At 71.1% G+C, this 16,596-nt stretch carries 13 protein-coding genes; 10 read left to right on the forward strand and 3 right to left on the reverse strand.

Annotation, left to right across the window (positions count from 1 at the left end; all coding sequences use genetic code 11):
* The first annotated feature begins 4 nt into the window (after positions 1-4).
* Genes AB0F29_RS13040 through AB0F29_RS13055 form a run of 4 tightly spaced genes read left to right on the forward strand, consistent with a single transcriptional unit; the run spans position 5 to position 3,526 of the window.
* Positions 5-691, forward strand: coding sequence for a DNA methylase (locus AB0F29_RS13040; RefSeq protein WP_361870881.1), 687 nt, complete (start codon positions 5-7; stop codon positions 689-691).
* Entirely contained in the window at positions 688-2,097 is a 1,410-nt protein-coding gene (gene repSA / locus AB0F29_RS13045) for a replication initiator protein RepSA (protein WP_361870883.1), read from the forward strand. The genes AB0F29_RS13040 and repSA overlap by 4 nt, the downstream gene beginning before the upstream one ends.
* A complete protein-coding gene (locus tag AB0F29_RS13050) occupies positions 2,094-2,291 on the forward strand; it encodes a helix-turn-helix domain-containing protein (protein ID WP_361870885.1) in 198 nt (65 codons plus the stop codon). The genes repSA and AB0F29_RS13050 overlap by 4 nt, the downstream gene beginning before the upstream one ends.
* On the forward strand, positions 2,291-3,526 hold the full coding sequence (locus AB0F29_RS13055; protein WP_361870888.1) for a site-specific integrase: 1,236 nt from the start codon (positions 2,291-2,293) through the stop codon (positions 3,524-3,526). The genes AB0F29_RS13050 and AB0F29_RS13055 overlap by 1 nt, the downstream gene beginning before the upstream one ends.
* Before the next feature lie 20 nt (positions 3,527-3,546).
* Here AB0F29_RS13055 and AB0F29_RS13060 read toward each other — a convergent pair whose 3' ends face one another.
* The gene (locus AB0F29_RS13060) at positions 3,547-4,491 is read right to left on the reverse strand and encodes a CAP domain-containing protein (protein WP_361870891.1); all 945 of its coding nucleotides are present in this window, start codon (positions 4,489-4,491) and stop codon (positions 3,547-3,549) included.
* A gap of 231 nt (positions 4,492-4,722) precedes the next feature.
* On the opposite strand from AB0F29_RS13060, the gene AB0F29_RS13065 reads away from it, so the two are divergent.
* From AB0F29_RS13065 to AB0F29_RS13080, 4 genes are all read left to right on the forward strand, one after another.
* Entirely contained in the window at positions 4,723-5,004 is a 282-nt protein-coding gene (locus AB0F29_RS13065; protein ID WP_026291025.1) for an acylphosphatase, read from the forward strand.
* A 437-nt stretch (positions 5,005-5,441) separates the two neighbouring features.
* On the forward strand, positions 5,442-5,654 hold the full coding sequence (locus AB0F29_RS13070) for a hypothetical protein (RefSeq protein WP_003965973.1): 213 nt from the start codon (positions 5,442-5,444) through the stop codon (positions 5,652-5,654).
* Between the two features lie 324 nt (positions 5,655-5,978).
* Positions 5,979-9,707 carry an AAA family ATPase gene (locus AB0F29_RS13075; protein WP_361870896.1) on the forward strand — a complete coding sequence of 1,243 codons (3,729 nt, stop codon included), beginning with the start codon at positions 5,979-5,981 and terminating at the stop codon, positions 9,705-9,707.
* Positions 9,708-9,927: 220 nt separating this feature from the next.
* On the forward strand, positions 9,928-11,346 hold the full coding sequence (locus tag AB0F29_RS13080) for a sugar porter family MFS transporter (protein WP_361870898.1): 1,419 nt from the start codon (positions 9,928-9,930) through the stop codon (positions 11,344-11,346).
* 71 nt (positions 11,347-11,417) lie between these two features.
* Here AB0F29_RS13080 and AB0F29_RS13085 read toward each other — a convergent pair whose 3' ends face one another.
* The gene (locus AB0F29_RS13085; protein ID WP_361870900.1) at positions 11,418-12,395 is read right to left on the reverse strand and encodes an LLM class flavin-dependent oxidoreductase; all 978 of its coding nucleotides are present in this window, start codon (positions 12,393-12,395) and stop codon (positions 11,418-11,420) included.
* Between the two features lie 176 nt (positions 12,396-12,571).
* Here AB0F29_RS13085 and ftsY point away from each other — a divergent pair, with 176 nt between their 5' ends.
* Positions 12,572-13,783: a signal recognition particle-docking protein FtsY gene (gene ftsY, locus AB0F29_RS13090; protein ID WP_361870903.1), complete on the forward strand. Its 1,212-nt coding sequence runs from the start codon at positions 12,572-12,574 to the stop codon at positions 13,781-13,783.
* Positions 13,784-13,936: 153 nt separating this feature from the next.
* On the opposite strand, the gene AB0F29_RS13095 is transcribed toward ftsY, so the two are convergent.
* On the reverse strand, positions 13,937-14,584 hold the full coding sequence (locus AB0F29_RS13095; protein WP_361870905.1) for a bifunctional DNA primase/polymerase: 648 nt from the start codon (positions 14,582-14,584) through the stop codon (positions 13,937-13,939).
* A 448-nt stretch (positions 14,585-15,032) separates the two neighbouring features.
* On the opposite strand from AB0F29_RS13095, the gene AB0F29_RS13100 reads away from it, so the two are divergent.
* Positions 15,033-16,508 (forward strand): hypothetical protein, encoded by a 1,476-nt coding sequence (locus AB0F29_RS13100; RefSeq protein ID WP_361870907.1) that lies wholly within the window; start codon positions 15,033-15,035, stop codon positions 16,506-16,508.
* Positions 16,509-16,596 lie beyond the last annotated feature (88 nt).

Raw genomic sequence — 16,596 nt, forward strand, 5'->3', positions numbered from 1 at the left:
CGCCATGCGCCGCGTCCTGGATCTCTTCTCCTGCGCCGGCGGAGCCGGTTGGGGCTACCACCTCGCCGGCTTCCAGGTCGACGGCTGCGATACCGCCGACCGCCCGAACTACCCCTTCGCCTACCACCGGGGCGACGCCCTTGAATACCTCGACCACCTGACCACTACCGGCGACATCCACCGGTACACGCTGGTGCACGCCTCCCCGCCCTGCCAGGCCGGCTGCGCCCTCACCATCGGCACCAACACCTCCCAGGGCTGGGGCGGTGACCACCGCGATCTGGTGGCCCCCACCCGCGAACTGCTGGAACGGACCGGGCTCCCGTACGTGATCGAGCAGCCCAACGGCCGCGCCGCCATCCGCAAGGACCTCACCCTGTGCGGCGAGATGTTCGGCCTCGGGGTCCTGCGGCACCGGAACTTCGAACTCGGCCGCTGGGCCACCGCAAGGCCGGCTCACCCGCGACACCGGGGGTACGTGCGCGGTCATCGCCACGGTGTCCGCCGGGACGGCCCCTACGTCGCCGCCTACGGCAAGGGCGGCGGCAAAGCCAACGTCCAGGAGATGCAGACCGCCATGGGCATCACCTGGACCGACGTCCACGAAGAACTCACCGAGGCGATCCCGCCCGCCTTCAGCCAGTGGATCGGCACCGCGTTCTCCACGGCACGGCAGGAGGTGCTGGTGTGAGCGACACCGCCACCATGGCGGGCCTGGACCCGACCACCCTGGGCGACCTGCTCCGGGTGGTCGGGTCTCCCGGCTTCGACCGCCTCACTGAACAACTCCGCCGCACCGGAGGCTGCTCCCAACCCATCCACCTCACCGGAGCAACCAAGACCATCGACCGCACCACCGGCACCCTGCTGCACCACTACTCGACCGACACCGAGCCCGGGGGACGGTTACGGATCGCGTGCGGCAACCGCCGCGCCTCCCGCTGCCCCGCCTGCGCCTGGACCTACGCCGGCGACACCTACCACCTCATCCGCGCGGGCCTCACCGGCGACCCGGACAAGGGCACCCCCACCACGATTCGGGATCACCCCCGGGTCTTCGCCACGCTCACGGCCCCGTCGTTCGGCCAGGTCCACAACCGGCCCGGCAACCGGCCCTGCCGCTGCGGCACCCGGCACCCCGAGGACGCCCCAGAGCTGGGCACGCCGCTCGACCCCGACACCTACGACTACGCGAGGGCGGTGCTGTGGAACAACCACGCCTCCGACCTCTGGCGTTACTTCACGATCTACCTCCGCCGCGAAATCGCGAAGCGAGCCGGACTCACCCAGAAAGCCGCCCGCGAACAGTCCAAGGTGTCCTTCGGGAAGGTCGCGGAGTACCAGAAGCGCGGGGCCGTGCACTTCCACGCGGTGATCCGCTTCGACGGACCCGAAGGCCCGGACACCCCGCCCCCGGCCTGGGCCACCCTCGACCTCCTGGACGACGCGATCCGCGCCGCCGCCGCCCGGGTTGAAGTCGACGTGCCGGCCGTTCCGGACGCCGGGATCGCCAAGGGGTGGACGTTGCGGTGGGGCACGCAGCTCGACGTGCAGCCCATCGGCGCGTTCGGCAACGGCGAAGACCTCACCGAACAGGCCGTCGCCTCCTACGTCGCCAAGTACGCCACCAAGGCGGCGGAGACGACCGGGACCGTGGACTACCGGATCGGGAACAAGGAAGCCCTTGTCCTCCTCGACGTGCCCGACCACCCGCGCCGACTGATCGAGGCGTGCCTCGACCTGCACCACGCCTACCCGGAACGCAAGCTCCGCGACTGGGCCCACATGCTCGGCTTCCGGGGCCACTTCTCCACCAAGTCCCGGGCCTACTCCACCACCCTCGGCGCCCTCCGCCAGGTCCGAGCCGACTACCGCGCCGCCGAACAACGCGCCGCCCTCGGCCTCCCCGACCCCGACGACCACCCCGAAGCCACCACGCTCACCCTCGCGCACTGGGCCTACGCCGGAAACGGCCACACCCCCGGCGAATCCTGGCTCGCCGCCAACATCCACCGCGACATCCAACACAACCGCGAAACCGCCCGCGAACACCGCGCCGACCTCGAAGCGCTCGACGGACGGGAGGCGTGGGCATGAAACGGCCTCTCCCCGACCGTTACCTGACCCCGATCGATCTCGCCGACCTCCTCGGCGTCCCGATCGAGACGGTCTACCAGTGGCGCCGCAAGGACACCGGCCCCTGCGGCTTCCGCGTCGGCCGACACCTCCGCTACGACCCCGAAGACGTCCGCGCCTGGGTCGCCACCCTCATGGACAAGGAAGCCGCCTGATGGCCGGACACATCCAAGACCGCTGGTACAAGACCGAACCCGGCCCCACCGGCAAGCCCATACGGGTCAAGACCGACCGCCAAGGCATCGGCCTCCGCTACCGCGCCCGCTACATCGGCCCCGACGGCACCGAGAAGTCCAAGAGCTTCCCCGACAAGCAGAAGCGCAAGGCTGAGACCTGGCTGTCCAACGTCGAGGCCGACATGTCCCGTGGCGACTACATCGCGCCGGAGGCAGGCAAGGTCACCTTCGAGCAGTATGCGACGCGGTGGATGAAGACTCAGATGACAGACCCGGCGACCCGCGAAGCCGTCGAGATGCGGTTGAGGCTGCACGCCCTCCCGCACATCGGTAAGCGGCCCATCGGGTCGTTCAACCCGACCCACCTTCGCCTCTGGATGCGGGGCCTGGAAGACGCGGGTCTGTCCGCCGCGTACCGGCGCGGGATCTTCGCTCACGTATCGACGGTCTTCACGGCCGCAGTCGAGGACCGAGTCATCCGGGCGAATCCGTGCTCGGCGCGATCGGTCAAGGCTCCCCGTCTTGATCCCCGAAAGATCAAGCCTTGGCCTGCCGAGCGCGTCAAGGCTGTTCGGGAAGCTCTGCCGGAGAAGTACCGCGCGATGGTGGACCCCGCTGCCGGATGCGGTCTGCGTCAGGGGGAGGTGTTCGGGCTCGCGGTTGAGGACGTGGACTTCCTCGGTGGCGTCCTCCACGTGGTCCGGCAGGTCAAGTTGCTCCGGGGGCGGCCCGTCTTCGCTCCGCCCAAGGGAGGGAAGGAGCGGGATGTTCCTCTGCCCGAGTCCATCGCCTTCGGGTTGGCCGACCACCTGACGCGGATGCCGGCTGTCGAGGTCACGTTGCCGTGGAAGATGCTGGATGGCCCGCCGGTCACTGCGGCGCTGATCTTTCGGAGCTCCGAAGGGCACGCGCTGAACCGCAACAAGTTCAACGATCGTCAGTGGCGGCCCGCCCTCCGTGCTGCTGGTGTGGCTGAGGGGAGAGACAACGGGATGCACGCGCTGCGGCACTTCTACGCGTCGGTGCTCCTGGACGCGGGGGAGAGCATCAAGGCTCTGAGCGAGTACCTGGGGCATCACGACCCCGGTTTCACGCTGCGGACGTACACCCACCTGATGCCGTCGAGCGAGACTCGCACGCGCGCCGCCGTAGACGATGTCTGGGCCGCCCCGGTTACCGATGACGGCCCGGAGACGGCCCAGAAGGGGCTATAGGTCGTTGACCTGCGGAGTTCTCAAAAGCCGAAGTTCTGGACCCACCAGGGGCCGCCGGAGCCCTCGTGGACGCCTATGCCGATGGTCTTGTAGTCGCAGTTGAGAATGTTCGCCCGGTGGCCTTCGCTGTCCATCCAGCCCTCCATCACGGCCTGGGCGTCCCCCTGGCCGCGGGCGATGTTCTCGGCGCCGAGCCCCTGCACGCCGGCCTGCGCGGCCCGGTCCCAGGGAGTGTCGCCGTCCGGGTCCGTGTGGTCGAAGAAGCCGCGGGCCGCCATGTCCTCGCTGAAGTTCTGGGCGAGCGAGGTCAGCGGGGCGCTGGTGGACAGCGGCGAGCAGCCGGCCTTGGCGCGCTCCGCGTTCACCAGCGCCAGCACCTCGCTGCGTGCGGAGGCGTCGGTGGGGGAGGGGCTCGGCTTCTCGCTGGGCGGCGGGGCGGAGGAGGTCTTCGGCGGGGCCGGGGCCTTGCTCGCCGGGGCGCCGCTCTTCTCCGGTGCCTTCGGCGCGGCGGGCGCCTCCGCCTTCTCGGACGGGGTGGCCGCCGGCTTCTTCGACGTGGCTGGGGCGGCCGACTTCGAGGGCGTCTTCGAGGGCGAGGCCGAGGGTGTCTTCGACGGGGCCTTGCCCGGCGACTCCGGGCGCTCGGAGCCCCGGCTGGTCGGGGAGGCGGACCGGTCGGCCGGCGCGGTGGAGCTGCCGCCCTGGGTCAGCAGGTCCGGAGCGCCACCGCTGCGCACCTGGTCCGCGGCGGTGGTGTTGCCGGAGGTGTAGGTGTCACCGCCGGGAAGCAGACCCGAGGCGACGGCGACCGCGCCGACGGCCACGGCCGCCGAGACGCCGAGGAGTCCGGTGCGGATCGGCACGGCGGACTTCTTGCGGCGCGTGCCCCGGCCGCCTCGCGAAGCGCCCCCGGTCGCGGGTTCCTCAGCGGCGGGGCCTGCGGCGGATCGTCGATGGCGTCCCATGCGCTGTGCCTTTCTGGTACTCCGGACGCCCTGGCGACGTCGCTCGACTGCCCCGTTGATCGAATTCGGTGGCACGCGGGGTGAATGTCGCCGCTTGATCGACTTTTCGGTCGACACCTGACACCCATCCCATGCTCACCCGATCGAGTGAGGCTGTTCCGACGGGACTGTAGCCCATGGCCGAAAGAGGGCGACGTGCTTCACGAGCAATTGGCCGGTTAGCGTTCGGGCATGAACGAAGAAGCGCGCCTCGTCGTCTGGGTACGCGGCCGAGTACAGCAAGTAGGCTTCCGCTGGTTCACCAGGGCAAATGCTTTGGAGATCGGCGGTCTCATCGGGTTCGCCCTCAATCTCGACGACGGCAGGGTGCAGATCGTGGCCGAAGGGCCGCGTGAGAATTGCCACCGTCTGCTGGACTGGCTGCGGTCCGACGACACACCCGGGCGTGTGGACGGAGTCACTGAGATCTGGGACACCCCGCGCGGTGGATACGACGGATTCGCCATCCGCTGACCGAGTCCCGCGCGGGACCGTCCGATCCGCCCGGTGAACGCCGCGTACCGAACGGTCACCGGAACGCCCGCTCCGGCTTCGCACCCGAAATGACCTGCGGCGGGAGCCACTGCGGCCGATGGTTGCCAGATACGGGATGTCGTGCGAGGCTGCGGCATTGACGAAGATCCGCGCACCCCTCGGGGTCCCGCAGGAGAGCCGCGCCGCATGATCGTCCGGCGGTGCGCCCCCGGGACACCGGGGTGCACAGGGTGTGATCGTGTTGACCGTCAAACTTTTTGGTGAGACGCTGAAAACCCCGCGCACCTTAGCTGTTCGGTAGAGCTGATTAGCAGCAGAACCGCAGTGGTGACAGAGCCCTGCCGAGCACCGCGGGTGCGATCCCCAGACGACCCACACCGCATCGGTCGGTCACTCATTGTGGAGGACCATCCATCATGGCAAAGGCGCTTCTCGGTTACGTCGGCGGTTCCGACCCGCGACTCCTCGCCGAGATGCGACGGCTCCAGCAGCGCGTCCAGGACCTGGAATCCGAGCTCAACCGGATCCAGGACGAGAACGACGCGCTCAACGCCGCCGCCCAGCACCAAGAGTCGCTGCTCGACAGCATCGACATCGACGTACCCCAGGGCGAGCCTGCGCTGACCTGACCACCCTGGCCCCTCGGGCCGGTCGGGTCGGGCACGCTCAGTAGCCTCGGACACATCTCTGATTCGTCTCGCGTCACGGATCGCCGTCCCCGAACACCGAGGTCCCCGCAGCGCCGGGGACGTCGTTGTCCGGTAGTTCCGCGATGCATCGCGCGGGACCGGCAGCTGGATCGACGCAGACACCAGCAAGATTCACAGGGACGCCTCGGCGTCCCTTTTTCTTTGCCCGGCCCCCCACTCCGGACGTACCGGCCTTCGCTTACCGTCTGATGTGCCCTGCACCTTCATCAGCGAAACCGAGAGCGAAAGGTAGAGTCCGGCGGCGTGCACCTCAAGGCCCTGACCCTGCGTGGTTTCAAATCGTTCGCGTCCGCCACCACCCTGCGGTTCGAACCGGGGATCACCTGCGTCGTCGGCCCCAATGGATCCGGCAAATCCAATGTCGTGGACGCGCTCTCCTGGGTCATGGGGGAACAGGGCGCCAAATCCCTGCGCGGCGGCAAGATGGAAGACGTGATCTTCGCCGGGACGACCGGGCGGCCCCCGCTCGGGCGCGCCGAAGTGTCGCTGACCATCGACAATTCCGACGGCGCATTGCCCATCGAGTACGCCGAAGTGACGATCACTCGGATCATGTTCCGCAATGGCGGCAGCGAATACCAGATCAATGGCGACACCTGCCGACTGCTGGACATCCAGGAACTCCTCTCCGACTCGGGCATCGGCCGTGAGATGCACGTCATCGTCGGGCAGGGCCAGTTGGACTCCGTGCTGCACGCCGACCCGATGGGCCGCCGGGCCTTCATCGAGGAGGCCGCGGGCGTTCTCAAGCACCGCAAGCGCAAGGAGAAGGCGCTGCGGAAGCTGGACGCGATGGGCGCCAACCTGGCCCGGGTCCAGGACCTCACCGACGAACTGCGTCGCCAGCTCAAGCCGCTGGGCCGGCAGGCCGCCGTCGCCCGCCGGGCCGCCGTCATCCAGGCCGACCTGCGCGACGCCCGGCTCAGGCTCCTCGCGGACGACCTGGTGACCCTGCGGGACGCGCTGCGCGACGAGATCGCCGACGAGGCGGAGCTGAAGAAGCGCAAGGACGCGGCCGAGGCGGAGCTGAGGACGGCGCTCGCCCGCGAGGCCGAGCTGGAGGGCGAGGTGCGCCGGCTCGCGCCTCGGCTCCAGCGCGCCCAGCAGACCTGGTACGAGCTGTCGCAGCTGGCCGAGCGGGTCCGCGGCACGATCTCGCTGGCCGACGCCCGGGTCCGCAGCGCCTTCGAGGCGCCCGGAGAGGAGCGCCGGGGCCGGGACCCCGAGGACCTGGAGCGCGAGGCCGCCCGGATCCGTGAGCAGGAGGCGGAGCTGACGGCGGCCCTGGAGGCGGCCGAACACGCGCTGGAGGACACCGTCGCCCACCGCGCCGACCTGGAACGCGAGCTGGCCGCCGAGGAGCGTCGGCTCAAGGACGCGGCCCGCGCCATCGCGGACCGGCGCGAAGGGCTCGCCCGGCTCAACGGCCAGGTCAACGCGGCCCGCGGCCGGGCCGGTTCGGCACAGGCCGAGATCGACAGGCTGGCCGCCTCGCGCGACGAGGCGCGGGAGCGCGCGGCGAGCGCCCAGGAGGAGTACGAGCAGCTCAAGGCCGAGGTCGAGGGGGTGGACGGTGCCGACGCTGAGCTGACCGTCCGCCACGAGAAGGCCCAGCAGGCCCTCGCCGAGGCACGGACCGCCCACAGCACGGCGCGCGACGAGGCGACCGCCGCCGAGCGCAGGCGGGCGGCGGTCGCCGCCCGGCACGAGGCGCTGGCCCTGGGGCTGCGCCGCAAGGACGGGACGGGCGCGCTGCTCGGGGCCCGGGACCAGCTGGCCGGACTCCTCGGCCCGGCCGCCGAACTGCTGACCGTCGAGCCCGGTTACGAGATCGCGGTCGCCGCCGCCCTAGGCACGGCGGCGGACGCCGTGGCCGTCACGGACCCGGCCACGGCCGCCGACGCGATCCGGCTGCTGCGCGAACGGGACGCGGGGCGCGCGGCGATGCTGCTGGGGGCGGAGAGCCCGGAGAGCATGGCGGACCTCGCGGGCAGCGCTGCCGCCGCGCCCCGTCACGTACCGGAGCAGGCACTCGTACGGGAGGCGGCGGAGGAGCCCGCCCCCGCCGTGCTGCCAGCGCAGGGGGGCAAGGAACCCGGGTCGGCGGCGCGGAGTGGCACGGACGCCGCGGCACACCCGGCGGGCCGTGCCGGGACGACCACCGCCCTCGCGGCGCCCGCCGTCGCCGGCCTGGTGCGCGGGCCCGCCGCGCTGCTCGAAGCCGTACGCGGACTCGTACGGGACATGGTGGTCGTCGGGACACTGGAGGAGGCCGAGGACCTGGTGGCCGCGCACCCCGAGGTCACCGCGGTGACCGCTGAAGGCGACGTGCTCTCCGCCCACTTCGCCCACGGCGGGTCGGCCGGGGCGCCCAGCCTCCTGGAGGTGCGGGCCGCCGTCGACGAGGCCGCCGCCGAGCTGGCCGACCTGGCCGTGCGGTGCGAGGAGCTCGCCGAGTCCCAGCGGCTGGCGGGGGAGCGGCGCACGGAGCGGACCGTGCTCGTCGAGGAGCTGGGAGAGCGCCGCCGGGCGGCCGAACGGGAGAAGTCCGGCTTCGCCCAGCAGCTCGGGCGGCTCGCCGGGCAGGCGCGGGGCGCGGCCGGCGAGGCCGAGCGCATGACCGCGTCCGCCGCCCGCGCCCAGGAGGCCCTGGAGCGGGCGACGGAGGAGGCCGAGGAGCTGGCCGAACGGCTGCTGGTCGCCGAGGAGGCCCCGGCCGATGAGGAGCCCGACACGTCCCGGCGGGACCGGCTCGCCGCCGACGGGGCCAACGCGCGCCAGACAGAGATGGAGGCCCGGCTCCAGGCCCGTACCCACGAGGAGCGCGTCAAGGCGCTGGCCGGCCGCGCCGATTCGCTGGACCGGGCCGCCCGCGCCGAACGGGAGGCGCGCACCCGTGCCGAACAGCGCCGGGCCCGGCTGCGGTACGAGGCCGAGGTCGCCTCCGCCGTGGCCTCGGGCGCCCGCCAGCTGCTGGCGCACGTCGAGGTGTCCCTCGTACGGGCCGACCAGGAGCGGGCGGCGGCCGAGGCGGCGAAGGGCGAGCGGGAGCGTGAGCTGGCCGTCGAGCGAGACAGGGGCCGGGGGCTGAAGGGCGAGCTGGACAAGCTCACCGACTCGGTCCACCGGGGCGAGGTGCTGGGCGCGGAGAAGCGGCTGCGGATCGAACAGCTGGAGTCGAAGGCCCTGGAGGAGCTGGGCGTGGAGCCCGCCGGGCTGGTCTCCGAGTACGGGCCGGACCAGCTCGTGCCCCCGTCGCCCGCCGCCGAGGGCGAGGAGCTGCCGGAGGACCCGGAGCACCCCCGCAACCGGCCGAAGGCGTATCTGCGGGCCGAGCAGGAGAAGCGGCTGCGGTCGGCCGAACGGGCGTACCAGCAGCTCGGGAAGGTGAATCCGCTCGCCCTGGAGGAGTTCTCGGCGCTGGAGGAACGGCACAAGTTCCTCTCCGAGCAGCTTGAAGACCTGAAGAAGACCCGGGCCGATCTGCTCCAGGTGATCAAGGAGGTCGACGAGCGCGTCGAGCAGGTCTTCACGGAGGCCTACCGGGACACCGCCCGCGAGTTCGAGGGGGTCTTCTCACGGCTCTTCCCCGGCGGCGAGGGGCGGCTCGTCCTGACCGACCCGGACAACATGCTCGCCACCGGGGTGGACGTGGAGGCGCGTCCGCCGGGCAAGAAGGTGAAGCGGCTCTCCCTGCTGTCGGGCGGCGAGCGGTCCCTGACGGCGGTGGCGCTGCTGGTCGCGATCTTCAAGGCCCGGCCCAGCCCGTTCTATGTGATGGACGAGGTCGAGGCCGCGCTCGACGACACCAACCTGCAGCGGCTGATCCGGATCATGGCGGAGCTCCAGGAGAGCTCCCAGCTGATCGTGATCACCCACCAGAAGCGGACGATGGAGGTCGCCGACGCGCTGTACGGGGTGTCCATGCAGGGCGACGGGGTCTCGAAGGTCATCAGCCAGCGGCTGCGCTGACTCTTTACCGAATCATCAGAAGTTCAACGCACTTTTGGTGCGCTCCTGGGTACACGGGCCGGATCGAGATCAGATCGACCCAGCTGTTTGACTTCGCTTCTTGAACGCATAACCTCTGCAAAGTTGATTTCGCCTTCAAGTGGTGGCGGGCTGATTGTTGTGCCCCACTGGGAAGGCTCACCCCCCACGTCTGACTTGCGGCCAGGCATCAGGAGTTCACGTGACCAGCACTGCGAACGGACCCGAGTCCGGGGCCCGGGCGGCCCATCCGGACCACCTCGGCCATGTCATCTTCATCACCGCGGCCGCGGCGATGGGCGGCTTCCTCTTCGGCTACGACAGCTCCGTCATCAACGGGGCCGTCGAGGCGATCCGCGACCGGTACGACATCGGCTCCGGCACGCTCGCCCAGGTCATCGCCATCGCGCTGATCGGCTGTGCGATCGGCGCCGCCACCGCCGGCCGGATCGCGGACCGGATCGGCCGCATCCGCTGCATGCAGATCGCCTCGGTGCTCTTCACGGCCAGCGCGATCGGCTCCGCCCTGCCGTTCGCCCTCTGGGACCTGGCGATGTGGCGCATCATCGGCGGCTTCGCCATCGGCATGGCCTCGGTGATCGGTCCGGCCTACATCGCCGAGGTCTCCCCGCCCGCCTACCGCGGCCGGCTCGGCTCCTTCCAGCAGGCCGCGATCGTCATCGGCATCGCCATCTCCCAGCTGGTGAACTACGCCGTCCTCCAGATCGCCGACGGCGACCAGCGCGGCGAGATCCTCGGCCTGGAGGCCTGGCAGTGGATGCTCGGCGTGATGGTCGTCCCGGCCATCCTGTACGGGCTGCTCTCCTTCGCCATCCCCGAGTCCCCGCGCTTCCTCATCTCGGTCGGCAAGAAGGCCGAAGCCCGCAAGATCCTCGAAGAGGTCGAGGGGAAGAACATCGACCTCGACGCCCGCGTGGCCGAGATCGAGACCGCCATGCACCGAGAGCACAAGTCCTCCTTCAAGGACCTGCTCGGCAACCGCTTCTTCTTCCTGCCCATCGTCTGGGTCGGCATCGGCCTGTCGATGTTCCAGCAGCTCGTCGGCATCAACGTCGCGTTCTACTACTCGGCGACGCTGTGGCAGTCCGTCGGCATCGACCCGACCGACTCGTTCTTCTACTCGTTCACCACGTCGATCATCAACATCATCGGCACGGTGATCGCCATGGTGCTGGTCGACCGGGTGGGCCGCAGGCCGCTCGCCCTCGTCGGCTCGGTCGGTATGGCCGTCGCGCTCGCGGTCGAGGCATGGGCGTTCTCCGCGGACCTGGTCGACGGCAAACTCCCCGAGACCCAGGGCATCGTGGCCCTGATCGCCGCCCACGTCTTCGTGCTCTTCTTCGCCCTGTCGTGGGGTGTCGTCGTCTGGGTCTTCCTGGGCGAGATGTTCCCGAACCGGCTGCGCGCGGCCGCCCTCGGCGTCGCCGTGTTCGCGCAGTGGATCGCCAACTGGGCGATCACCGCCAGCTTCCCGAGCCTCTCCGACTGGAACCTCTCGGGGACGTACATCATCTATGCCTGTTTCGCCGTGCTCTCGATCCCCTTCGTGCTGAAATTCGTGAAGGAGACCAAGGGCAAGACGTTGGAAGAGATGGGCTAGTACTGCAACCGGGTCGCACTATTAGGGGGCGTCCGGCCCCCGCCCGTCTCCTCGAACCGCGCTGCCCCGGCTCACCGAGCCGGGGCAGCCGGCTTTTCCAGGGCCTCGCAGAACAGCCGCAGACTGCGCCATCCCTCCTCCACCGGCATCCCGCCGCACAGCGGGTGCAGCACCAGGCTCTCCGCCTCCAGGGCCTTCAGCTCCTCCGGCGTGACGATCCGGTACACCCCCTCCGCACGCAGCTCCGCCACCGTCGTCGCCGCCGAGCGGACGGCCGAGCGGATGTCCGGGGACTGCCAGGAGGCGTACGTCCGCGCCTCGTGCAGCAGGTGGTCGCCGTACTCCGCCCACGTACGGTCCGGGTCCTCGGACACATGCAGCAGCGGTGTGCGCTCCGCGGGCATCATGCAGAAGCCCTCCGTGCCGTGGACCGCGCGCCGCTCGTGGTAGTACGCCTCCAGCTCCGGCAGATGCGCGCTCGGGAACAGCGGCAATCCCAGCCGGGCGGCCCGCCGCGCCGCCGCCCGTGAGCTGCCGCCGACCAGCAGCATCGGGTGCGGGCGTGTGTACGGGCGTGGGGTGACGCGTACCGTCCGGCCCCGGTACGGGAACGGCTCCCCGGTCCACGCCGCCAGCAGCGTCTCCAGCAGCTCGTCCTGGAGCCTGCCGCGCCGCCCCCACTCGACCCCGGCCCGCTCGTACTCCTCGGGGCGGTAGCCGATCCCCGCGACCGTCACCAGCCGGCCCGCGCTCAGCAGGTCCAGCACCGCGATGTCCTCCGCGAGACGCAGCGGGTCGTGCAGCGGGCCGATGATCGCCGAGACGGTCACCGCGATCCGGCGGGTGGCGCCGAAGACCGCCCCGGCGAAGGTGAACGGGGAGGGCAGCCAGGAGTTCGCCACCCCGTGGTGCTCCTCGGTCTGCACCGTGTCGACGCCGTGCTCGTCCGCGTACGCCGCCATCTCCAGGGCGGCGCGATAGCGGGCCGAGAGCGATCCGGGCGCGGCTTCTGGATCGACGAGATTGAACCGGACCACTGTGAAGGCCATCGGAGGCGTCCCTTCGCCGACATCTGGCGGGCGGCGGCACCGTAGCTGACGTAGCGTCAGAAGTGTAGGGGGTGCCGTCTGCATTACCGCCAAAAGGTGCATTCGGCCCCGATGGATCGCCGTGGGTCAGCAGGGGCCGCGCCCGCGGCACGGCCGTGGCCGATACTGGACGGGTTATGGAACTCGTCGAAATCGTCATCCTCGCTGTAGTCATCGCCCTGGTCGCTGTCGGCCTGGTCGGCGGGCTCGTGGTCGGCAGCCGCAAGAAGAAGAAGCTGCCGCCCCCGCCGCCGAGCGCGCCGACCATCACTCCTCCCGCCGAACCGCAGGTCGGCGAGGAGGCCGAGACGCCGCGCGACGAAGCGCGGCGCACCATCGACGAAGTCGGCCTCCCGGACGCCACCGCGCCCGCGGAGGAGGCCCCGGTCGCCGAGGCCCCCGCGCCGCCCGCGCTGGAGGTCCCCGAGCCCACCGCCGGCCGGCTCGTCCGCCTGCGGGCCCGGCTCGCCCGCTCGCAGAACTCGCTGGGCAAGGGGCTCCTCACCCTGCTCTCCCGCGACAACCTCGACGAGGACACCTGGGAGGAGATCGAGGACACCCTCCTCACCGCCGACGTCGGCGTCGCCCCCACCCAGGAACTGGTCGAGCGGCTCCGCGAGCGCGTCCGGGTGCTCGGCACCCGCACCCCTCAGGACCTGCGCACCCTGCTCCGCGAAGAGCTGATCACGCTGCTCGGCCCGGACTTCGACCGCGAGGTCAGGACCGAGGGCGGCGCCGAGACCCCCGGCGTGGTCATGGTCGTCGGCGTCAACGGCACCGGCAAGACCACCACCACCGGCAAGCTGGCCCGGGTGCTCGTCGCCGACGGCCGCAGCGTGGTGCTCGGCGCGGCCGACACCTTCCGCGCCGCCGCCGCCGACCAGCTCCAGACCTGGGGCGAGCGGGTCGGCGCGCGCACGGTCCGCGGGCCCGAGGGCGGCGACCCGGCGTCGATCGCCTACGACGCGGTCAAGGAAGGCATCGCCGAGGGCGCGGACGTCGTCCTCATCGACACCGCGGGCCGGCTGCACACCAAGACCGGCCTCATGGACGAGCTGGGCAAGGTCAAGCGCGTCGTCGAGAAGCACGGCCCGCTGGACGAGATCCTGCTCGTCCTGGACGCCACCACCGGACAGAACGGCCTCGTCCAGGCCCGGGTGTTCGCGGAGGTCGTGGACATCACCGGCATCGTCCTCACCAAGCTCGACGGCACCGCCAAGGGCGGCATCGTCATCGCGGTCCAGCGTGAGCTGGGCGTACCGGTGAAGCTGATCGGCCTCGGTGAAGGGGCGGACGACCTCGCCCCGTTCGAGCCGGGCGCCTTCGTGGACGCCCTGATCGGCGACTGACCCACCTCGCATCCGGTACGGCGGACGGGCGGCGGCTCCTGTGAGGAGCCCGCCGCCCGTCCGCCGTTCTCCGCGTCCGCCGTTCTCCGCGTCCGCCGTTCTCCGTGCCCGCCGTTCTCCGTGCCCGCTGTTCTTCCGTGCCCGCCGCGAGTGCTACGAGCGGTGACAGACGTACGCCAGCGTCCCCAGCAGCAGCCGCGCCTGCGGGGGAGCGGTCGCCGTGTCCAGCAGTGGGGGCCGCAGCCAGCGGACCGGGCCGAGGCCGCCGAGGTCGGAGGGCGGGGCGGTGATGTGGGCCCCGGGGCCGAGGGCGCGCAGATCGAGGCCCGCGTCGTCCCAGCCCATCCGGTAGAGCAGCTCGGGCAGCTCGGCGGCGGCCCCGGGGGCGACGAAGAACTGCGCCCGCCCGGTCGGCGTGACGGCGACGGGCCCCGACGGCAGCCCCATCCGCTCCATCCGCACCAGGGCCCGCCGTCCGGCCCCCTCCGCGACCTCCAGGACGTCGAAGGCGCGGCCCACGGGCAGCAGCATCGCCGCTCCCGGCGTCTCGGCCCAGGCGTCCGACGCGCGGTCCAGGCCGGTGCCCGCGGGGACCTCCCGGGCGAAGCCCAGCGGGTGGGCTCCCGGGGCCGGGCAGGCCGGCTGGCCGCACGAGCAGGAGCCGGCCCCGGTCCGTGCTCCGGGCGTCACCGCCCAGCCCCACAGCCCCGTGTACTCGGCCACCGCCGTGCCCTCGGCGCAGCGGTGGCGTCGCCGCGCACCGGAACGCATCTCCCGGATGCCGCCGATCGTGAAGCCCATGCACCCTCCAACGGGTCCGGCTCGCCGGTGGTTACGACCGGCGTTGCCCGGGTAACCCTCCGTCGCTGAAACTCGATCGAGTGGCGTGCGCGGTAGTGCGAAAGGGAGTGCGCCACGGAGTGCGCGCCCCTGAGTGCTTCTGTCCGCTCACCCTCGGTCCTGGTTCCCCAAGTCAAGCGCGCCCAGCGGTAGTCGGGTTCATTCGAAGGGGTGGCGAATGGTGGCGTTTCTTCAATCCCCCTCGCGGGAGGGGTGATCGTAGGATTACCGTCGGTACACGAACCCTGGGAGTATGTGCACCCACGGGTATGCCGCGGGCAACCCGATTGTCTGTTCGGTGATGCCGGTGACGTTGATGGGGGTTTCAACCCCCGTACGGGCAGTACCGACGCACGGCATTCTGATAATGGTTCGCGCGATGAGGTTTCGGCGGGATGGGGGCGTTCCAGTGAGTGGCAGCGGCGCAGGCGACACGGATGCCGGGAAGCGCCCCAACGGGCAATTGGGGTCGTGGTTCGTGCGCAGCGGCTGGTCCAAGGGCGAGCTGGCACGTCAGGTGAACCGGAGGGCGCGGCAGATGGGCGCCCTCCACATCAGCACCGACACCTCCCGGGTGCGGCGCTGGCTCGACGGGGAGCAGCCGCGCGAGCCGATCCCGCGCATCCTCTCCGAGCTGTTCTCGGAGCGTTTCGGCACCGTCGTAGCCATCGAACAGCTCGGGCTGCGCACCGCCCACCAGTCACCCTCGGTGGCCGGAGTCGACCTGCCCTGGGCCGGCCCCCAGACCGTCGCCCTGCTCAGCGAGTTCTCCCGCAGCGACCTGATGCTGGCCCGGCGCGGCTTCCTCGGCAGCTCGCTGGCGCTGGCCGCGGGGCCCGCCCTCATCGAGCCGATGCAGCGCTGGCTGGTGCCCGTGCCTGCCCAGAGCTCCCGCGAGCCGGAGTCGTCGGCCGCCGCCCACCGCCCCTCCCGGCTCTCCCGGCCCGAGCTGGACCTGCTGGAGTCCACCACCGCGATGTTCCGGCAGTGGGACGCCCAGTGCGGCGGCGGACTGCGCCGCAAGGCCGTCGTCGGGCAGCTGCACGAGGTCACCGACCTGCTCCAGGAGCCCCAGCCGGGTCCCACCGCCCAGCGCCTCTTCCGCTGCGCCGCCGAACTGGCCGAGCTGGCGGGCTGGATGAGCTACGACGTCGGCCTCCAGCCCACCGCCCAGAAGTACTTCGTGCTCGCCCTGCACGCCGCCAAGGAAGCCGGGGACAAGCCGCTCGGCAGCTACATCCTGTCCAGCATGAGCCGCCAGATGATCCACCTGGGCCGCCCCGACGACGCCCTGGAACTGATCCACCTCGCGCAGTACGGCAGCCGCGACTGCGCCACCTCCCGTACGCAGGCGATGCTGTATGCGATGGAGGCCCGCGCCTACGCCAACATGGGCCAGCCCAGCAAGTGCAAGCGTGCCGTCCGGATGGCCGAGGACACCTTCCTGGACGCGGGTCTCGACGGCGAGCCGGAGCCCGACTGGATCCGCTTCTTCTCCGAGGCGGAGCTGAACGGGGAGAACGCCCACTCCTACCGTGACCTGGCCTATGTCGCCGGCCGCAGCCCCACGTACGCCTCGCTCGCCCAGCCCGTCATGGACAAGGCCGTCGAGCTGTTCGGCGAGGACGACGAGCACCAGCGCTCCTACGCGCTCAACCTCATCGGCATGGCCACCGTCCATCTCCTCCAACGGGAGCCCGAGCAGTCCACCGTGCTCGCCGCCCGAGCCCTGAAGATCGCCAAGAAGGTCCGCTCCGAGCGGGTGAACACCCGCCTGCGCAAGACCGTCGACACCGCTGCCAGGGACTTCGGCGACGTCGCCGACGTCGCCCGGCTCACCGAGCTGCTCCACGAACAGCTGCCGGAGACCGCCGAAGCGGTCTGACCGGCACCTCTCGGCCCCGGCCGCGGCGCCCCTCCCGTACAGCCCGACTCGGCTCCCCCATTGCCTGGTCACCGGAGGGCCGCCGTGG

It is taken from the genome of Streptomyces sp. NPDC026589, assembly GCF_040638385.1.
Classification (GTDB): Bacteria; Actinomycetota; Actinomycetes; order Streptomycetales; family Streptomycetaceae; genus Streptomyces.